The organism is Parerythrobacter aestuarii, assembly GCF_030140925.1.
GTDB lineage: Bacteria > Pseudomonadota > Alphaproteobacteria > Sphingomonadales > Sphingomonadaceae > Parerythrobacter > Parerythrobacter aestuarii.
Genome location: NZ_JARBWD010000001.1, coordinates 1648231 through 1665303, shown reverse-complemented (window position 1 = coordinate 1665303; position 17073 = coordinate 1648231). Strand labels below are relative to the sequence as shown.

Sequence of the window (17073 nt, the reverse complement as noted above, 5' to 3'; positions counted from 1 at the left end):
TAAACTCCTGCTTATCCGTTCAATTTTTCTGTGATTTGCGGAACGATGGCATCCGCTGTGAAACCGAATTTCTCGAACAATTGTTCTGTCGGTGCCGATGCGCCGAAGCGATCGAGACCAATCTTCAGGCCGTCCGATCCGACATACCGATCCCAACCGAATGTCGTTCCTGCCTCGATGGAGACCTTGAGCACGTCAGCGGGAAGGATATCCCCGCGATATGTTTCGTCTTGTTCGTCGAACAGTTCTGTGCAGACCATCGAAACGACATCCGCACCGATGCCCTGTTCTTCAAGTCTCGCAGCACATTCTGCGGCAATGTGCAGTTCCGAGCCAGTTGCCACCAACACAACCTTGCGGTCGTTCTCTGCAACCTTGATGCGGTAGCCGCCCTTGGTGCTAAGCACGCCGTCGATCGCCTCAAGCCGCATCTGCGGCAGGCCTTGGCGGCTGAGCGCGAGGATCGAAGGCCGGTCCGACTGCTTGAGCGCGATGGCCCAGCATTCCGCCGTCTCGACTGCATCGGCCGGACGCATGACCAGCACATTCGGCATGGCCCGCAGCGAAGCCAGATGCTCGACCGGCTGGTGGGTCGGCCCGTCTTCCCCAAGGCCGATGCTGTCGTGAGTCATGACGTAGATTGCCCGCACTTGTTGAAGCGCGGAAAGGCGGATCGCGCCTCGAGCGTAGTCCGTGAAGACAAGGAACGTACCGCCGTAAGGAATCACTCCGCCATGCAGCGCCATCCCGTTCATCGCCGCGGCCATGCCGAACTCACGAATGCCCCAATAGACGTAACGACCACTGTAATTGTCAGCCGTGAAGGGCTCGATACCGCCCGCCTTGGTGTTGTTGGAACCGGTCAGGTCGGCGCTGCCGCCGATGGTTTCCGGCAACAGCGGATTGATCTGCGCCAGTGCCATCTCGCTGGCCTTGCGGGTCGCCACCTTCACCGGCTCGGCGATCAAGCCCGCAATATAGGCTTCCATCGCTTCGCCTTCGGGCAGGATACCGGCCATCCGACGGTTGAATTCATCCATGTGATCGCTAGCGGCCAAGCGTCCGGCCCATTCGGAATGGGCGTCGCGTCCACGATCACCGATCGAGCGCCATGCTCCCATAATGCCGTCGGGAATGACGAACGGCTCCGATTCCCACCCTAGCGTCGCGCGCGCCGCCGCGATCTCATCCGGCCCAAGCGGGGCTCCGTGCGTTGCGCTGGTGCCCTGCTTGTTGGGTGCCCCTTTGCCGATGATCGTACGGCACGCGATCAGCGAAGGTCGTTCGTCGGCGATCGCTTCATCCATTGCTCGAGCAATATCTTCGAAATCATGCCCATCGCATTCGGCAACATGCCATCCGGTCGCTTCATAGCGGGCGCGGATATTCTCGCTCGTTGAAAGATCGGTCGCACCGTCGATTGTGATCGCGTTGTCATCCCACAATACGTTGAGCTGCCCGAGCTTCAGGTGTCCGGCGAGACCGATGGCCTCGTGATTGATCCCTTCCATCAAGCAGCCATCACCAGCGATCACCCAGGTGCGGTGATCAACCAGTTCGTCTCCGAAAGTGGCATTGAGGTGGCGCTCGGCCATCGCCATGCCAACGGCCATCGCCAGGCCCTGGCCGAGCGGACCCGTGGTGCATTCGACGCCCGGCAGCAGGAAGTTTTCGGGGTGGCCGGCACAGGGACTGCCCAGTTGTCGGAAATTGCGGATGTCATCCATCGTCGGCGCGGCATAGCCCGACAGGTGCAGCAGGCTGTAGATCAGCATCGAGCCATGACCTGCGCTCAGCACAAAGCGATCGCGGTCGGCCCAGTCAGGGGCCGAAGGATCGAACTTCAGGTAGCTGGACCACAAGACTGTCGCCACATCGGCCATGCCCATTGGCATTCCGGGGTGACCGGAATTCGCTGCCTGCACCGCATCCATGGATAGCGCCCTGATAGCATTGGCCATCGGGGCAAGGCGGGTGGGATCGACGCTCATGGGCAAGTGGCTCCGGCAAGCTAGGTAGCAGGGCGATTCGCTGCGCCGGAACCCTTCGCGGAGGCACCGGGCAAGGTCAAGGACAGGTGCGGTAGCGGTCCCCAAACAGCTACTTCGCGTCGCATCGTTCAGGCCAGTTATCAACAGCCCCACCCAAGGCTTTGCCTATCCAAGATAATAGCGGTAAATCACGGAGTATGGACGGCAATCGGATCGAGACTGCAGTGCAACGTATCGAGCGGGCTTTGGCGCGAATTGCCGAGATCGCCGATCGCGAGCCTCCGGCGGCTCAGACAGCCACACCAGCCCCGATGCCGCCCAATGTTTCGCAGCTGGTCGTGCGGCACGAGGAACTTCGGGAAACAGTGCTGAACGAGCTGAAGCGCCTCGATGAGATCATCGGGAAACTCGAAGGATGAACACACTCAATCTTACGGTCGGTGGGCGAACCTTTGCCATCGCCTGCCAACCCGGTGACGAACCGCATATCCAGAATCTCGGCGCACAGATTGACGCCAAATTTCAGCAGCTCGCGCCGCGTTATTCGCAAAATCTCCTGTTTGCCACGCTGCAGCTGGCAGATGATCTCCACCGCGCGCAGCTGACTGCCGAAAAGGCCGCAGCAGACCTGGCCGCCACAGATACCCATGTCGCGAACGCAAAGCGGGAGGCAGATCTTGCCGTCAGTCAGGCGGAAAAGCTCAAGGTGCGCGTCGCCGACCTGGAACGCGAACTCGACAGGCTTCAATCGGCCAACCAGCAAGAAGCGAACAAGTATAATGACCTCGCAGCGGACAACGAGCGGTTCAAGATCGCCGTTATGGAAGCTGACGCGGAAAAGTCTCGCCTGGATGCGGAACTTGCGACCGCCAAGCGGGAGAGGGATACGTTTGAACAGCGTCTTGCGGAACTTCCTGCCAGTAGCGAGCGGCAGAGTTTCCCCAATCCGACAGCAGCAATGACGGATCCCGATCTCGCCCCCTCACTCGAACGGTTTGCCGAATTGCTAGAAAACTGCGTCGCCAAACTTGAGACGTCGAGCACTCCATCCTAAATAGCCAGGCGGCGGGACTGCCCGGCACGAGCCGTTTGAATATCCCTGAGGCTATAAGCAATCCTAGGGAGCTGTCCCTGCCCTGGTTAACGGGTTCGTCCTGGGGACCAGGGTAAACGGCGCCCACCTGACGTTTAGGCGTCAGAGGATTTCTCGGGCAACGACCCATGGTGGTTCCGCCACTCGATTTTCGGAGAGAGTACTCAGTGCAGGACAAGCAAGAGCTCCGGAAATCACTGCGCCAGTTCCGGCGCGACCATGTAGGAGCGCAGCCTAAGGCTATCCGCGCGCTTCTGTTCAATCGGCCACCCGCTCCCTTGCTTGCGATGATTGCCGATGATGCGGTCATCGGGCTCTATCACTCTACCCCGGATGAAGCGCCGACGGCGTCCTATGCAAAGTTCTTTTACGAGCGAGGTCATGCGATTGTCCTGCCCCGCTTTGCCCAGCGCGATTCCACGATGGAGTTCGCGACTCATACTGATCCATTCGGCGCAAGCGATCTTGCAAAAGGCCCTTTCGGAATCATGCAGCCGGCCCCCGATGCCGAAACGATGGAGCCGGATGTCCTGTTCATGCCATTGGTCGGATTTACTGCCGATGGGCATCGGCTGGGCCAGGGCGGTGGGCATTACGATCGCTGGCTTGATGCCCATCCGGGCAAGACCAAGGTCGGTCTTGCGTGGGATGTCCAGCTGGTGGAATCCCTTCCTCTCGAACCGCATGACCAGCAGCTCGATGCAGTTATCACGCCGACCCGGATATACGGACCTTTTGCATGAGAACTGAGCCAACCTGGCGCATTCCCGTCGGGATCCTTATCCTGATCGTCGCGCTCGTCGCCTATGCCCTGGTCATTGCGCGCTATGTGCCGGAGCTGATCGGCGACTGGCATGTGGCGTTCCAAACCATAGTCTACCTCGTTCTCGGCGTGATCTGGCTACTACCGCTGCGGCACTTCCTGGTGTGGATGGAGACAGGAAGCGCAAAGTAATCGACCAGCGTTGTTGACGCCGCCCTGCAACCGGCTAGCCTCCCTATAAGGGAGAGACAAAGCTGGCTGCACAACCAACCGCTTCGCCTGATCGCGCGGCCGATGCTCCGGGCATCGGAACCAAGCTCGCTTATGGATTTGGCTCGGTCGCCTTCGGGGTCAAGGACGGGGGGTTCAATTACTTCCTCCTGCTGTTCTACGGCACGGTGGTGGGCCTTGAACCAGGCCTAGTCGGCCTCGCCATCCTCATTGCGCTGGTGCTCGATGCCATCAGCGACCCGTTGGTGGGCTATTGGTCCGACAACCTGCATTCACGGTGGGGCCGCAGACACCCTTTCATGTATGCTTCAGCTATCCCTGTCGCCGCCAGCTACTACCTCTTGTGGAACCCACCCGACTGGAGCCAGGGCGAGCTGTTCGTGTATCTGCTCGGTCTTGCGGTGCTAATCCGCACCTTTATCACTTTCTACGAAACACCCAGCGCCGCACTTCTGCCCGAGCTCTCCTCCGACTACCAGGAACGCGCCAGCCTGCAGAGCTACCGCATCATGTTCGGCTGGATCGGCGGCAATGCCATGACGGTCCTGATGTTTGGCGCGCTGCTGGTTCCAACCGCGACCTACAAGCTCGGCATCCTCAACCGCGATGGCTATGCAACCTATGGTGTTATTGCCTCTGCGCTGATGTTCACCGCCATCGTTGTGTCGTCGCTTTTCACACACCGAAATATTCCGCAGCTGCGGCAGCCGCCAGAAAAGAGCGCCTTCTCCCTGCGCAAGCTGTTTGGCGAAATGTTCGAAACCCTCCGCGAAAAGAGCTTCCTGGCGCTGTTTGTGGCGACGATGCTGGGTTCGATCGCGACCGGTCTCGCTGCCGCGCTGGCCTTCACCATCCTGACATACTTCTGGGGCTTTTCCAGCTTCCAGCAGTTCCTCTGGACCGCGTCGGTCTTCTTCTCGGCCATTGTCGGCTTTTTCATTGCGCCCAGAACTGTGCGTTGGTGGGGCAAGAAGAAGGCCGTCGTCATCATGGGCCTCGTCGCCTTCACCGTTGCGCCAATGCCGGTGATCCTGCGCCTGTTCGACCTAATGCCGGACAATGGGGACCCGATCCTGTTTCCGCTGGTGGCAGCAATCAACCTGTTCGACCTGAGCCTTATCATTGCTTTGCAGGCTGTCCTTTATTCGATGATCGCAGATCTCGTTGAAAGCAGCGAGCTGCGCACCGGCCGCCGCTCAGAGGGCGTGTTTTATGCTGCGGTGACCTTCACCCGCAAATGCACGGTCGGGCTTGGTTCCTTTATCGGCGGGCTGATCCTGTCGGCAGTGTCTTTCCCGCAGGGCCAGGAGAACGCTGCGGACGTTCCGGCCGACACACTGTGGTGGCTGGGCGCGCTCTACGCTCCCAGCCTGCTGCTACTATGGCTGTCAATGATCTTTGCCATCAGCCGCTACCGGATCACCAAGGAGGAACACGAGGCGAACCTTGAACGGCTCTCCTCGCTGACGAGGAATTAGCCCGCCTGCAGCCTGTTCATCCGGGCAATAATGTCCTCGGCCTGCTGCATGATCCCGTCGATCAGTTCCTGGCAGGTCGGGATGTCATGGATCAGCCCGGCAACCATGCCACAGCTCCACGCGCCCGCATCCATGTCGCCTTCGGTCATGATGCGCGGATAGATCCCGGCGACCTGTTCGATAATGTCCTCGAACTTGAGATCGTCGCCCTTCTCTTTCTCGATCTTGAGCAGTTCCTCGACCGCATCATTTGTCATCACCCGCTCGGTATTGCGCAGCGGACGCATGACGAGTCGAGTGTCGAGTTCGCTGGCGGCGACGATGGCCTTCTTCACGTTCTCGTGCACCGGCGCTTCCTTGGTGGCGATAAAGCGCGTGCCCATGTTCATGCCTGCTGCACCCATGGCGAGCGAAGCGACGAGGCTGCGCCCATCGGCCATGCCGCCCGAGGAAACGAAAGGAATTTCCAACTCGTCGGCCGCGCGGGGCAGCAGGATGAAGTTCGGGATATCATCCTCGCCCGGATGTCCGCCGCATTCGAAACCATCCACCGAAACGGCATCGCAGCCGATCTCCTGCGCTTTCAGGCTGTGGCGCACGCTGGTGCATTTGTGGATCACCTTGATCCCCGCATCCTTCAACGCGGGCATCACCTGTACCGGGTTGCGGCCGGCAGTCTCCACCGCCTTGACGCCGCCATCGATGATCGCCTTGACCAGGCCGGGATAGTCCGGCGGGGTCAGGCTGGGCAGGAAGGTCAGGTTCACACCGAACGGCTTGTCGGTCATGTCCTTGCACTTGGCGATCTCATTGGCGAGCTTTTCCGGGGTACCCAGCGTCAGGCCCGTAATGATCCCCAGCCCGCCCGCATTGGAGACCGCCGCTGCCATCTCGGCGAACCCCACGTAGTGCATCCCGCCCTGGATAATGGGGTGCTTGATTCCGAACATTTCGGTGATGGCAGTCTTCATGGCATTCTCTCCCTGTATCGCGTTGTTGGCGACACTTGCCCGACACGCGGCAAAGCTCAAGGATAGAATTGCTAGCACGGTCGCAAGCTGCAAGGAGCTGCGGCCGGGACTTCAGAATGAAGGGTTAGGTCCCAAGTGGCGCGAGTGACGGGACTCGAACCCGCGACCCTCGGCGTGACAGGCCGATACTCTAACCAACTGAGCTACACCCGCGCATTTGCGCGTCAGCGCCTCTTGGGAGCGGCGCAATTAGGGCAGGCTCCCAAGGCTGTCAACAAGGATTGAACGCAAATTTCTCAGGCCGGAAATTTACTGACCCGTTAACCATATATTCGGCTCTTTCCGGCACTTCACGAAGCACCGCAATTCGCTGGCAAACGGGGGGTAGGCCGTGCGTACATTGATGCTGTTCATGAGTATCGCCAGCCTCGCCGCAGGTGCAGTTGCAGCACAAGCCGGGATCGAAATCGAGCGGTCAGTCTACATCGAACGTGCCGAACGCGACGGCAATCGAATAGTGCGTGCGCTGGAGCCGGCCTACGAGCTGCGACGGGGCGATTCGGTTGTCCTCATGCTCAACTGGAGCGCAGCAGGGCGCAGTGACAGCTTCACCGTTTCGAGCCGTGTGCCGCGCGACCTCGCTTACCAGCGCAGCGGTGGACACGAACCCGAAGTGTCGATCGATGGCGGCAAGAGCTGGGGCCATCTCACCAAACTGCGAACTGGATCACGCAAAGCCAGTCCCGAGGACGTGACGCACTTGCGCTGGCAAGTCAGTAACGCGCAGGCTGCCCTTGGCCGTGGAGTGTTCAGCTACAGCGCGATCGTGCGCTGATCAAACCGCAAGAATCAGCGCCGGAGCCTCTGTCAGTCGCTTGAGCGCCTGGATGAAGCTCGCAGCATCATAGCCATCAACCACGCGGTGGTCGCAGCTGATCGAGATATTCATCAGCTTGCGCTTCGCGATCCGCTCGCCGCCCATGCCATCAGGCACGAACATCGGGCGCTCGATAATCCGGTTGGGGCCGATGATCGCGACTTCGGGCCGGTTGATGACCGGGGTCGTGGCAACCCCGCCCAGCGGGCCGAGTGACGTAACGGTAAGAGTACCCCCGGACAGTTCTTCCGACTTGGCCTTGCCGGTTCGCGCCGCCTCGGCAAGCCGAGCGATCTCGTTGGCGAGCTGCCAGATATTGTGCGACTGGGCGTTGCGAATGACCGGGACCATCAGTCCCGCGTCGGTTTGCGCCGCCATGCCCATGTGCACCGCACCGTGCCGTGTCACTACGTCGCCCTCGTCGTCGTAGCGGGCATTGATCATCGGGAAATCCGGCAATGTCTTGCAGATCGCCGTGATCAGCAGCGGCAGGATCGTCAGCTTGGGCTTTTCTCCGCGATTGGCGTTGAGCTGGGCCCGCATGGCCTCAAGATCGGTGACGTCGCATTCCTCGACATAGGTGAAATGCGGGATGTGGCGCTTGGCTGCGGCCATGTTCTCGGCAATGCGGCGGCGCATGCCGATGACTTTGATCTCTTCGTCGCCGCGCGTCGGCGCTGCTGCGCTGAAACCGCCGGTGTAGGACAGGTACGCGTCGAGATCGCTGTGGCGGATACGGCCGTCTTCAGCGGGCTTAACATCGCCGAGGTCGATGCCGAGATCCCTGGCGCGGGCGCGGACGGCGGGGGAGGCGAGGACCTTGCTCTCAACCTTCTGCGCCGCTGCCGGTGCGGGTGCCGGGCTCGGTACGGGTGCTGGCGCAGGTACCGGTTCTGGAGCGGGCGCAGACACCGGTTCAGGCGCAGGAGCCTCATCCGCAACTGCCGCGCTGGCTTCTTCGACCTCTTCGGGAACTTCACCCTCGACTTCGATCACCAGCAGCATTGCGCCGACCGACACCACATCGCCTGGCTCGCCGGCGATTTCGAGTACCTTGCCGTCGACCGGGCTCTCGATATCGATCGTTGCCTTGTCGGTCATCACATCGACCAGATGCTGGTCTTCCGACACCGTGTCGCCGACCTTGACGTGCCACTCGACGATTTCAGCCTCGGCAACACCTTCGCCCACATCAGGCATGTTGAATACAAACTTTGCCATGGGGTTAGTCCTTCAAAAGCTTGTCGATGGCCTCACCGATGCGGATCGGGCCAGGGAAATAGGCCCACTCGAGGCTGTGCGGATAGGGAGTGTCGAAACCGGTCACACGTTCGATCGGGGCTTCGAGGTGATAGAAGCAGCGTTCCTGTACAAGGGCGGAAAGCTCCGCGCCGAAGCCGGAGGTGCGGGTGGCCTCATGCACGATCATGCACCTGCCGGTCTTCGCGACAGAGGCTTCGATAGCTTCGATATCGAGCGGGACCAACGTGCGCAGGTCGAGAATTTCGGCATCGACGCCTTTCTCGCGGCAGACCGCCTCGGCCACATGGACCATGGTGCCATAAGCAAGCACGGTCAGCTGCTCGCCCTCGGTCACCACCCGCGCCTTCCCCAGCGGGATTGTGTAGTGCCCTTCCGGCACAGCGCTGTCCTGGTGCTTTTTCCACGGCTCGACCGGCTTGTCGTAATATCCTGAGAACGGACCGTTATAGATGCGCTTTGGCTCGAAAAAGATGACCGGATCATCATCTTCGATGCAGCTGATCAGCAGGCCCTTCGCATCATAGGGTGTCGATGGGATCACTGTCTTGAGGCCCGCCACATGGGTGAACAGCGCCTCCGGGCTCTGGCTGTGGGTCTGGCCGCCGAAGATGCCGCCGCCAAAGGGCGACCGCACGGTCATCGGCGCGATATAGTCGCAGGCCGAGCGATAGCGCAGCCGCGCCGCTTCGGAGATCAGCTGGTCGAGCCCGGGATAGATGTAGTCGGCAAACTGGATTTCCGGCACCGGGCGCAGGCCATAAGCCCCCATCCCCACCGCGGCGCCGATAATGCCGCATTCGGAAATTGGCGTGTCAAAGACGCGGTTCTTGCCATATTTCTCTTGCAGGTGAGCCGTGGCGCGGAACACGCCGCCAAAGTAGCCCACGTCCTCGCCCATGATGATAACGTTCGGATCGCGCTCCAGCATGATGTCGAGCGCGTCATTGATCGCCTCGATCATGTTGAGCCGCCGCTCGGTGCCCGCTTTCGCCACAGCCTGTTCCTTCACGTCGCTCATGACCAGGGCTCCTCTCCGGGCCATTTGACCTCGCGCTCGCGGCGCGCCTGCGCGGCCTGCTCTTCAAGGTGCCAGGGCAGTTCTTCGTATACGTCCTGGAACATCGTCCGGAACGGCTGGTGCAAGCCATGGCCTAGAATGCCGTTCTTCTCGGCCTCCTTGGTCGTGGTCTTTACGTATTCTGCGGCTTCGAGGTCCATCGCCGCGTGTCGATCTTCATCCCACCCCCCGATGGCGATGAGATGTTTCTTGAGCCGGTTGATCGGATCGCCCAGCGGCCATTCCTCGCGCTCCTGCGCGCTGCGGTAGGCGCTGGGATCGTCCGAAGTCGAGTGCCCCTCGGAACGGTAAGTGAAGTGCTCGATCAGCGTCGGCCCCCCGTTGGCGCGGGCGCGGTTGGCGGCCCAGCGTTCGGCAGCATAGACCGCCAGCGGATCGTTCCCGTCGACGCGAAGCGAGGCGATGCCATAGCCGAGGCCGCGCGCCGCAAAAGTCGTCCGTTCCGCCCCGGCGAACCCTGAAAAGCTCGAAATCGCCCACTGGTTGTTCACGACGTTGAAGATGACCGGCGCGTTGTAGACAGTGGCGAAGGTGCAGGCGGCGTGGAAGTCACCCTCGGCGGTCGAGCCCTCACCCACCCAGGTCGCGGCGATGCGACTGTCGTTCTTCGAAGCGCTCGCCATCGCCCAACCGACCGCCTGCGGCAGCTGGGTCGCAAGGTTGCCGGAAATCGAGAAGAAGCTGTGCTCGCGGCTCGAATACATGATCGGCAGCTGGCGGCCCTTCAGCTTGTCGGCCTTGTTCGAGTAGATCTGGTTGATCATCTCGACCAGCGGGTAGCCACGCGCGATCAATATGCCCTGCTGGCGATAACTCGGGAACACCATGTCGTCGCTGGCGAGCGCCATGGCGGCGGAGACGCTGGTCGCCTCCTCACCGGTACACTTCATGTAGAAGCTGGTCTTGCCCTGCCGCTGCCCGCGGAACATGCGCTCATCGAAGGCGCGGACCATGGAGAAATGCCGCAGCATTGTGCGCAGCGTGTCCGGATCGAGCTTGGGATCCCAGGGCCCGTGCGCCTTGTCATCATCGCCCAGGACACGGATCAGGTCATGCACCAGCGGCGTGGTCTCACGCGGGTCGCAGGCTTCGTCAGGCCGAGGCTGCGCCCCTGCCTCGGGTATGTCGAGATAGGAAAAGTCGGCCTTGTCACCCGGCCGGTACTTCGGCTCGGGCACGTGCAATTCGAGATGGGGCTTGTTGGACCCCGCGGGCCGATCGGCCATGTGGCGCTCTCCCCTCTGCCCAAACCGGCAGATGCATTCTTACAATTGCGCGTACTTTTATTGCGCGCGCGGCCTGCGGTCAAGCAAATGCACCCCCGAGGGCTCAGACCGCAACAGGTGCCTTGATCGGGGCATGCGGCGTGTAATTTTGCACTACGAAATCGTCGATTGCGTAGTCGAAAATGCTTGCCGGCCGCCTGACCATCTCAAGCACCGGATGCCCTTGCGGTTCCCGCGCCAGCTGTTCTGTGATCAAGTGCTCATGGTTGAGATAGAGGTGCGTGTCGCCCCCCATCCACACCAGTTCGCCCGGTTCGAGGTCGGTCTGCTGCGCAATCATCCGCTGGAGCAACGCCGCCGACCAAAGGTTGAACGGGAGCCCCAGCGCAACATCGCAGCTACGCTGGTAGAGCAGGCAATTGAGCCGGTCTCCGGCGACATGAAACTGGTAAGTCTTGTGGCACGGCGGCAAGGCCATGCGATCGAGCTCGGCGACATTCCAGCCTTCGATGATATGGCGGCGACTGCCGGGATTGGTGCGCAGGCTTTCGACCACATCGGCCACCTGGTTGATCCCTTTGCCCTTCTCGTAGAGCCCGTCCTTGCGATAGCGGTATGTCGGCCAGTCGACCCATTGCTTGCCATAGACCGGGCCGAGATCCCCCCAGCGCTCGGCAAAGGTCTCGTCATCGGCGATCCGCTGGATGAAATCATCGAGCGCGATGTCCTGGCCGGTTTCTCTTACGTAACGCGCATGCGGCCATTCGTTCCAGATCTTCACGCCTTGCAGCACCAGCGGGCGAATATTGGTATCGCCGGTGAGGAACCATAACATCTCGCGCGTGGCGGTCTTCCAGTACACCCGCTTGGTGGTGAGCAGCGGCATTGCGCCACCGGCCAAGTCGAATCGGAGCTGCGCGCCGAACACCGAGCGCGTGCCGACCCCGGTGCGGTCAACCCGCTCGCTGCCCTGCTCCCAGATCTGGCGCATCAGCTCGAGATATTGCTGCTCAGGATGCGCCGCGGGCGAAGAATCGGTCAGGGAAGAGGCAGTGGCCATGCAATTTCCATAGGCGCGCAATTGCCCGCTTGCCACCCCGGCTTGTCCCACCTATAGGGCGCGCCTTGCCTCGACCCGCCACGGCACTTTGTCCGGCGGGACCGACACGGTCGGGGAGTAGCTCAGCCTGGTAGAGCACTGTCTTCGGGAGGCAGGGGCCGGAGGTTCGAATCCTCTCTCCCCGACCAGTTTCGCCGTTTCAAAACTTTCGGCGATGTCAGGCCCGCTCCATTGCCAGCAGTGCCAGCGCCACGCTAAGCCCACCAAGGCCGAGCGATAGCCGCCAGCGCAGTGTGAGCCAGTCACCGCCGCCCCACCCCAGCTTGCGATCGACTAGCGGCGACAACACGATGGCTAGCCCAAGCCACAACAGCGAAGGCCCCGGCCATTCAGAGCCGAATGTCCACGGCAGGAACAGTGCCAAGCCGATCAGGCTGGGCAACACGGCAGCTCCGTAAATCCATTTCGGCGAATCGGACGTAGTGACGGCCTGTCCCCACCAGACCCCGCCAAGGAAGCTGAAGATCAGCGCGGCGTAGGCGTAGCTAGAGGCCAGCGCGATCCATTCCAGCGCCCCACCGCGGACCACAAGCACCAGCGCGATCAGTTGCGGTAGCAGGCCGGCATAACCAAGCCATTTTGCCATGCCCGGAACGCTCGGCGGCTTGGCCGGTTTGTCCTGCATAATCTTCGTTCCCCCGTTGCTTGCGATCTTCAATGTCCGACACTGACAATCCTTCGCGCCACCGCGCGGTTCCCAGCGGGCGACTTTCACGTCTGGCCGGCTTTGGCCGATTGGCCGGCGGCGTCGCGGGTTCTGTATTGGGCGAAGGCGCCAAGCGGCTGGCAGCTGGAGAGCGCCCTCGCTTCGAAGAGCTGGTACTGACGCCAGGCAATGCGAGGCGCCTGACCGAGAGACTTGCACACCTGCGCGGTGCAGCCATGAAGCTGGGGCAGATGATCAGCATGGATGCGGGCGACATGCTCCCTGCCGAGCTGTCACAGATCCTTTCGACCTTGCGCGACCAGGCCAATTTCATGCCACCTGCCCAACTCGACAAAGTCTTGTCCAGCGAATGGGGCAAGGACTGGCGCAAGCAATTCCGCCGTTTCGAGCCGCGCCCGATCGCAGCGGCCAGTATCGGACAGGTCCACCGCGCGCTGACCCGTGAGGGCGAGTTGCTGGCGATCAAGGTGCAGTATCCCGGCGTGGCGCAGAGCATTGACAGCGACGTAGATAATGTCGCGACCCTGCTGCGGGTCTCGGGTCTCTTGCCGAAGGAGCTGGACGCCGCGCCCTTGCTCAAGGCCTCCAAGGAGCAATTGCACGAAGAGGCCGACTACCGCCGCGAAGGCGAGCAGATGCGGCTCTATCGCGAGCGGCTGGTGGACCGGCCCGAATTCATTGTCCCCAGGCTCCACGAAGGCCTGACCCGCGACCGCATCCTGGCCATGAGCTTCGAGGAAGGCATCCCCATCGAATCGCTCGAACACGAACCACAGGTCCTACGCAACGAAGTGTTTGAGCGGCTGATCCGGCTGGTCACCCGCGAACTTTTCGAATTCGGTGTGATGCAGACCGATCCCAACTTTGCCAACTTCCGCTACCACAGGGCCAGCGGCAAGGTTGTGCTGCTGGATTTCGGGGCGACCCGCGCAGTCGATCCGGCAGTGGGGGCGGCCTACCGCCGCTTGGTGGAAGCCGGATTGCGGCAAGATCCGATTGCAGTGCAACAGGAGGCGCTCGCTGCCGGTTTCATCAACGAACCCGTGCTCGAGCGCCATCCTGAGCGGATCGACCGGATGATCGACATCATCGTGACCGAAATGAGCCGCGATGCCGATTTCGACTTCGGCGACCGGTCCTTCGTCCCGCTGCTGCGCGACGAAGGCATAGCCATCGCCCAGGACCGTCAGAGCTGGCACCTGCCGCCGGCGGAAACGTTGTTCGTCCAACGCAAGGTCAGCGGAACGGCGCTGCTCGGGGCAAGGCTCAAGGCTGTCGTCAATGTCCGCGCAGCGGTCGAAGATGTGCTAGCAGAAACCGCATGAGCATCACGCCCGCTGTCCTGTTCGTCTGTCTCGGCAATATCTGCCGTTCGCCGCTGGCCGAGGCCGCTTTTCGCAAGGCTGCGGCCGATGCCGGTCTGGACGCAGAGGCGGACAGTGCCGGAACCGCAGCCTATCATGTCGGCGAACCACCCGATGTTCGAAGCATCCGCACCGCTGCCAGGCATGGCATAGAAATTGCCCATTATCGGGGCCGACAGATCCAGGCAGCGGATTTCACCCGCTTCACCCACATCCTCGCGCTGGACCATTCGAACTTGCCAAATATCCGGCGCATTGCACCCGGCGACCATGAGGCACACGTCGCGCTTCTGATGGATATGGTTCCGGGCCGTGAAGGTGCAGCGGTGGCGGACCCCTACTATGGCGGCGAAGAGAACTTCGCAGACACATGGGAAGACGTCTGGATGGCTGCGCAGGCGCTGGTCCGGTCTTTCCGCTCTGAGCTTTAGCTCAACCGCCGAGGAGCCAGCATTCAGTTCTCACTCAAAGAAGGACTGCTTGCCAGAGCTTCTGCCAGCAGAGAGGCAAACTCATACTCCAGCGCTGGTGTGATCCCCAGCCGGTTCATCATCATGTGGTTGTAGGATGAGAATATGCTCGCGATCGCCCGGTCCCGATCATGATCTGACCGCGTTACAGCCCCTGTCCTTGGGCAAACCAGCGCGCCCAGCACATGCAGGGCTGTCATTCGTTCCTTCTCAGCGACAAGCAGGTCGGTCCATTGCCCAGCAAGCGGGTCATTAGGGATTTGGCCTTCGCGCGATGCCAATGCGAGGGAAAGCACGTGGTGTGCGATCTCCTGTGAGCGCGGAGCACGACTGTGCGGCGATGATGTACCGGAGACCAGATCGCCAAGGTAGTGCGCCCATGTCGATTGTGTTTCTGCCATGAAGGCGGACAGTTCCATCTCGTTCGAGGTCGCCATTGCCGCACCAATGGCAGTCAGCAAGAGCCCCAGCCCACGCCGTCCCGCTGCAGTGGCCCGGTCGCTCCCCAGAAAGTGCAGGGCTATCGAGCTGGACACTTCGAAGGCATCTTCGCACCCCCGAATGCATTGCCGGCCACCATAGCGCCGTGTTTCCGGCTCGTAGGCAATCTCCGCAACTGTCCCGGCCGGAAAGAGCACTGGTATCTCAGGACCACCCGAACCTCCGGCAGATGGCGATGCGGATGCCTGGAGCATACTTGCGCTTGGTGTGCCTGCAAACCGCTCGACTGAAGCAAGCAATTGCCTGCCGATGTCTTCAAAATCGCTCCTGCCGAGGTGCCGGAAGCGCAAGCGTAGGTGTGAGCCATTTTCCCAGTAGCGGATGTAGAACCAGCGGAAGGTCTCGCCTTGCCGAGCTTTCATCCCTTCGAGCAGGGGCGCAACGACTTCGTGAAGGAAGGCATCCTGCTCCCCGAAATCATAGAGGAAGACATGCCACGCCGACCAGCCATCGACCGGAGGAAGGTCGCTTGTGAGGAGTGAGCCGGTCTCGGGATATGCCTCGCGAGGCTTTGTCATCGCCCTACCCGATCACAAAAGAAGGATTCGGCCTTACCGATCGGCTGGCCTTGACCTGCAAAAGTGCCCGTCGGTCGAAGGAGAAGAGACAGTTTGCCGCAGTGCCGTCATACGCCCCGATAGCCCGTGCATCTCGCCCCAATGATGTAGCGGCCAAAGACACCATTTGGACAAGCAAGCCCACCAAGATAGTCGATGCCAGATGACCGCGTGGTCCGACCTCGCACAGCATTTCGGTATCATCGATCGCGAAAGTAGCGATGAAACTTGCTTGCATGCCTTCCAGCGCCGCCATCTCGCCGGGCATTGTCGGCCGCTCAAGAAACTCGCCCGTCGAGGGCTCCCACTGGATCGAGCGAATTGTGGTCTCTGATACACGAAACGAGAGATGGACGGACGAAAGTCGTGCCATTTGTTCGCATGGACCTGCGGCCATCGAGGTGGAAAGATGATCGATAATCCCGGATATCTCGTCGTTGGACCACACCTCGTCGGGACGACCGTTGCCGGACAATGCTCCCGAGGTTCGGCGCAGGCAAAGGTTCCGCAGTTCATCGCGCGAGTGGTAACGACCTAGACCCAGCCGCGTTGCGGCGAGCTTGAGGTTCTCCATCCGAGACGCGCGACATTCACAAGCATGACGGTAGCGTTCCAGGAATGGGAAATTGGCTCCAGACAAATCGCTCGACGGCATCCCCGAGGGTTGAAACATCCCACGATTCAAGCCTTTTCCAGGTTCGTCTGCCCCAGTGGAAATATGCAATTGGAGCAGCGGCCAAAGGTCGGGCGTCCCGATGCCAAGCTCTCGCCTTGCCTTATGCGCGTCGCCAACGAGGTACGCCTCGGCGTGCCAGCCAAATGCCTGTGCGAACGACAATATCTGGTGCGCGATCATACCAGCTTCAAATGCCGCCAGATTGGCGCTCATGTCGCCATACGGGTGAAGGCATTTGCGAAGGTCGCCGCTCAGCACGATCCGAACCTCGCCGGAGGCAGCATCGGTCCCCACCGATTGCCCGGTCTGCAACAGGCAAGACTGGTACGGATCGAGTTGAAGCCAGAAACTATCTCCTACCAGACCAGAAATATCCAGCCGCACGTCTATCGGATATGTTGCCCCGGCCGATGCGATGCCTCTGTGAAAAAGCGAAGCGTTGGATGGTTCGAACCGAAGCGGCATACAGCTAAGGCTGAGTATTTCGGCCAGACTTCCCTCTGAATTGCGGGCGATGGCCCATCCTTCGACAGGATTGCCCCCAGGCAGGAACCGCTCCCACCCCCTTTCAGAAGGCTGAAGCGGACCATTGGGTCGCGCTGTGGAAGGAGGCGTCTCTCCCAAGGTAAGAGCGCGAATTTCATCCCATTTGTAGCCTTGCAACTCCAACCTGCGTTCACAGGTTGCGACGATATAGGCGGCAACCGCCTGAATGGCCTCCTGCTTTGATAGGTCGCGCACAGTCAT

Annotated in this window: 17 protein-coding genes, 2 tRNA genes and 1 other RNA gene; 10 read left to right on the top strand and 10 right to left on the bottom strand. The window is 61.0% G+C overall.

Going from position 1 to position 17073, the window contains the following annotated elements:
* Positions 1-11: 11 nt before the first annotated feature.
* Positions 12-1991 (bottom strand): transketolase, encoded by a 1980-nt coding sequence (gene tkt / locus QPW08_RS08125; protein WP_284125227.1) that lies wholly within the window; start codon positions 1989-1991, stop codon positions 12-14.
* Between the two features lie 197 nt (positions 1992-2188).
* Between tkt and QPW08_RS08120 the strand changes: the two genes are divergently transcribed.
* The 6 genes from QPW08_RS08120 to QPW08_RS08095 all read left to right on the top strand — a co-directional run bounded on the left by QPW08_RS08120 (position 2189) and on the right by QPW08_RS08095 (position 5556).
* Positions 2189-2410, top strand: coding sequence for a hypothetical protein (locus QPW08_RS08120; protein ID WP_284125225.1), 222 nt, complete (start codon positions 2189-2191; stop codon positions 2408-2410).
* Positions 2407-3045 carry a cell division protein ZapA gene (zapA, locus tag QPW08_RS08115; protein ID WP_284125223.1) on the top strand — a complete coding sequence of 213 codons (639 nt, stop codon included), beginning with the start codon at positions 2407-2409 and terminating at the stop codon, positions 3043-3045. Before QPW08_RS08120 ends, zapA begins: the two co-directional genes overlap by 4 nt.
* Positions 3046-3056: 11 nt before the next feature.
* A non-coding RNA gene (ssrS, locus tag QPW08_RS08110) (6S RNA) lies at positions 3057-3226 on the top strand.
* Entirely contained in the window at positions 3213-3827 is a 615-nt protein-coding gene (locus QPW08_RS08105; protein WP_284125222.1) for a 5-formyltetrahydrofolate cyclo-ligase, read from the top strand. Before ssrS ends, QPW08_RS08105 begins: the two co-directional genes overlap by 14 nt.
* On the top strand, positions 3824-4039 hold the full coding sequence (locus tag QPW08_RS08100) for a DUF2842 domain-containing protein (protein ID WP_284125221.1): 216 nt from the start codon (positions 3824-3826) through the stop codon (positions 4037-4039). The genes QPW08_RS08105 and QPW08_RS08100 overlap by 4 nt, the downstream gene beginning before the upstream one ends.
* Before the next feature lie 62 nt (positions 4040-4101).
* Entirely contained in the window at positions 4102-5556 is a 1455-nt protein-coding gene (locus tag QPW08_RS08095; protein WP_284126318.1) for an MFS transporter, read from the top strand.
* On the opposite strand, the gene QPW08_RS08090 is transcribed toward QPW08_RS08095, so the two are convergent.
* Together QPW08_RS08090 and QPW08_RS08085 are read right to left on the bottom strand one after the other, a co-directional pair.
* Positions 5553-6527 (bottom strand): NAD(P)H-dependent flavin oxidoreductase, encoded by a 975-nt coding sequence (locus QPW08_RS08090; RefSeq protein WP_284125220.1) that lies wholly within the window; start codon positions 6525-6527, stop codon positions 5553-5555. The genes QPW08_RS08095 and QPW08_RS08090 overlap by 4 nt on opposite strands.
* A 136-nt stretch (positions 6528-6663) precedes the next feature.
* Positions 6664-6740 (bottom strand) — tRNA-Asp (locus tag QPW08_RS08085).
* A gap of 178 nt (positions 6741-6918) precedes the next feature.
* On the opposite strand from QPW08_RS08085, the gene QPW08_RS08080 reads away from it, so the two are divergent.
* On the top strand, positions 6919-7362 hold the full coding sequence (locus QPW08_RS08080) for a hypothetical protein (protein WP_284125219.1): 444 nt from the start codon (positions 6919-6921) through the stop codon (positions 7360-7362).
* Here QPW08_RS08080 and QPW08_RS08075 read toward each other — a convergent pair whose 3' ends face one another.
* The 4 genes from QPW08_RS08075 to thyA all read right to left on the bottom strand — a co-directional run bounded on the left by QPW08_RS08075 (position 7363) and on the right by thyA (position 12031).
* Complete coding sequence (locus tag QPW08_RS08075) at positions 7363-8625, bottom strand: dihydrolipoamide acetyltransferase family protein (RefSeq protein WP_284125218.1); 1263 nt, start codon at positions 8623-8625, stop codon at positions 7363-7365.
* A 4-nt stretch (positions 8626-8629) separates the two neighbouring features.
* Positions 8630-9685 (bottom strand): alpha-ketoacid dehydrogenase subunit beta, encoded by a 1056-nt coding sequence (locus QPW08_RS08070; RefSeq protein ID WP_284125217.1) that lies wholly within the window; start codon positions 9683-9685, stop codon positions 8630-8632.
* Entirely contained in the window at positions 9682-10971 is a 1290-nt protein-coding gene (locus tag QPW08_RS08065) for a 3-methyl-2-oxobutanoate dehydrogenase (2-methylpropanoyl-transferring) subunit alpha (protein ID WP_284125216.1), read from the bottom strand. The genes QPW08_RS08070 and QPW08_RS08065 overlap by 4 nt, the downstream gene beginning before the upstream one ends.
* 103 nt (positions 10972-11074) lie before the next feature.
* Positions 11075-12031: a thymidylate synthase gene (gene thyA, locus QPW08_RS08060; RefSeq protein ID WP_284125215.1), complete on the bottom strand. Its 957-nt coding sequence runs from the start codon at positions 12029-12031 to the stop codon at positions 11075-11077.
* A gap of 111 nt (positions 12032-12142) precedes the next feature.
* Here thyA and QPW08_RS08055 point away from each other — a divergent pair.
* A tRNA-Pro gene (locus tag QPW08_RS08055) sits at positions 12143-12219 on the top strand.
* Between the two features lie 29 nt (positions 12220-12248).
* On the opposite strand, the gene QPW08_RS08050 is transcribed toward QPW08_RS08055, so the two are convergent.
* Positions 12249-12716: a DUF3429 domain-containing protein gene (locus QPW08_RS08050; RefSeq protein ID WP_284125214.1), complete on the bottom strand. Its 468-nt coding sequence runs from the start codon at positions 12714-12716 to the stop codon at positions 12249-12251.
* 32 nt (positions 12717-12748) lie between these two features.
* Between QPW08_RS08050 and QPW08_RS08045 the strand changes: the two genes are divergently transcribed.
* Positions 12749-14083 carry an ABC1 kinase family protein gene (locus tag QPW08_RS08045; RefSeq protein ID WP_284125213.1) on the top strand — a complete coding sequence of 445 codons (1335 nt, stop codon included), beginning with the start codon at positions 12749-12751 and terminating at the stop codon, positions 14081-14083.
* Complete coding sequence (locus tag QPW08_RS08040; protein WP_284125212.1) at positions 14080-14553, top strand: low molecular weight protein-tyrosine-phosphatase; 474 nt, start codon at positions 14080-14082, stop codon at positions 14551-14553. The genes QPW08_RS08045 and QPW08_RS08040 overlap by 4 nt, the downstream gene beginning before the upstream one ends.
* 23 nt (positions 14554-14576) lie before the next feature.
* Here QPW08_RS08040 and QPW08_RS08035 read toward each other — a convergent pair whose 3' ends face one another.
* Positions 14577-15611, bottom strand: a complete 1035-nt coding sequence (locus QPW08_RS08035) for a thiopeptide-type bacteriocin biosynthesis protein (protein ID WP_284125211.1) — start codon at positions 15609-15611, stop codon at positions 14577-14579.
* A gap of 4 nt (positions 15612-15615) precedes the next feature.
* A complete protein-coding gene (locus QPW08_RS08030) occupies positions 15616-17073 on the bottom strand; it encodes a nitroreductase family protein (RefSeq protein ID WP_284125210.1) in 1458 nt (485 codons plus the stop codon).

What these genes read in the sequence shown, in the direction of transcription:
- tkt (WP_284125227.1), bottom strand. Translation starts at nt 1,991, where the DNA reads ATGAGCGTCGATCCCACCCGCCTTGCCCCGATGGCCAATGCTATCAGG.
- QPW08_RS08120 (WP_284125225.1), top strand. Translation starts at nt 2,189, where the DNA reads ATGGACGGCAATCGGATCGAGACTGCAGTGCAACGTATCGAGCGGGCT.
- zapA (WP_284125223.1), top strand. Translation starts at nt 2,407, where the DNA reads ATGAACACACTCAATCTTACGGTCGGTGGGCGAACCTTTGCCATCGCC.
- QPW08_RS08105 (WP_284125222.1), top strand. Translation starts at nt 3,213, where the DNA reads ATGGTGGTTCCGCCACTCGATTTTCGGAGAGAGTACTCAGTGCAGGAC.
- QPW08_RS08100 (WP_284125221.1), top strand. Translation starts at nt 3,824, where the DNA reads ATGAGAACTGAGCCAACCTGGCGCATTCCCGTCGGGATCCTTATCCTG.
- QPW08_RS08090 (WP_284125220.1), bottom strand. Translation starts at nt 6,527, where the DNA reads ATGAAGACTGCCATCACCGAAATGTTCGGAATCAAGCACCCCATTATC.
- QPW08_RS08075 (WP_284125218.1), bottom strand. Translation starts at nt 8,625, where the DNA reads ATGGCAAAGTTTGTATTCAACATGCCTGATGTGGGCGAAGGTGTTGCC.
- QPW08_RS08070 (WP_284125217.1), bottom strand. Translation starts at nt 9,685, where the DNA reads ATGAGCGACGTGAAGGAACAGGCTGTGGCGAAAGCGGGCACCGAGCGG.
- QPW08_RS08065 (WP_284125216.1), bottom strand. Translation starts at nt 10,971, where the DNA reads ATGGCCGATCGGCCCGCGGGGTCCAACAAGCCCCATCTCGAATTGCAC.
- thyA (WP_284125215.1), bottom strand. Translation starts at nt 12,031, where the DNA reads ATGGCCACTGCCTCTTCCCTGACCGATTCTTCGCCCGCGGCGCATCCT.
- QPW08_RS08050 (WP_284125214.1), bottom strand. Translation starts at nt 12,716, where the DNA reads ATGCAGGACAAACCGGCCAAGCCGCCGAGCGTTCCGGGCATGGCAAAA.
- QPW08_RS08045 (WP_284125213.1), top strand. Translation starts at nt 12,749, where the DNA reads ATGTCCGACACTGACAATCCTTCGCGCCACCGCGCGGTTCCCAGCGGG.
- QPW08_RS08040 (WP_284125212.1), top strand. Translation starts at nt 14,080, where the DNA reads ATGAGCATCACGCCCGCTGTCCTGTTCGTCTGTCTCGGCAATATCTGC.
- QPW08_RS08035 (WP_284125211.1), bottom strand. Translation starts at nt 15,611, where the DNA reads ATGACAAAGCCTCGCGAGGCATATCCCGAGACCGGCTCACTCCTCACA.
- QPW08_RS08030 (WP_284125210.1), bottom strand. Translation starts at nt 17,073, where the DNA reads ATGACTGTGCGCGACCTATCAAAGCAGGAGGCCATTCAGGCGGTTGCC.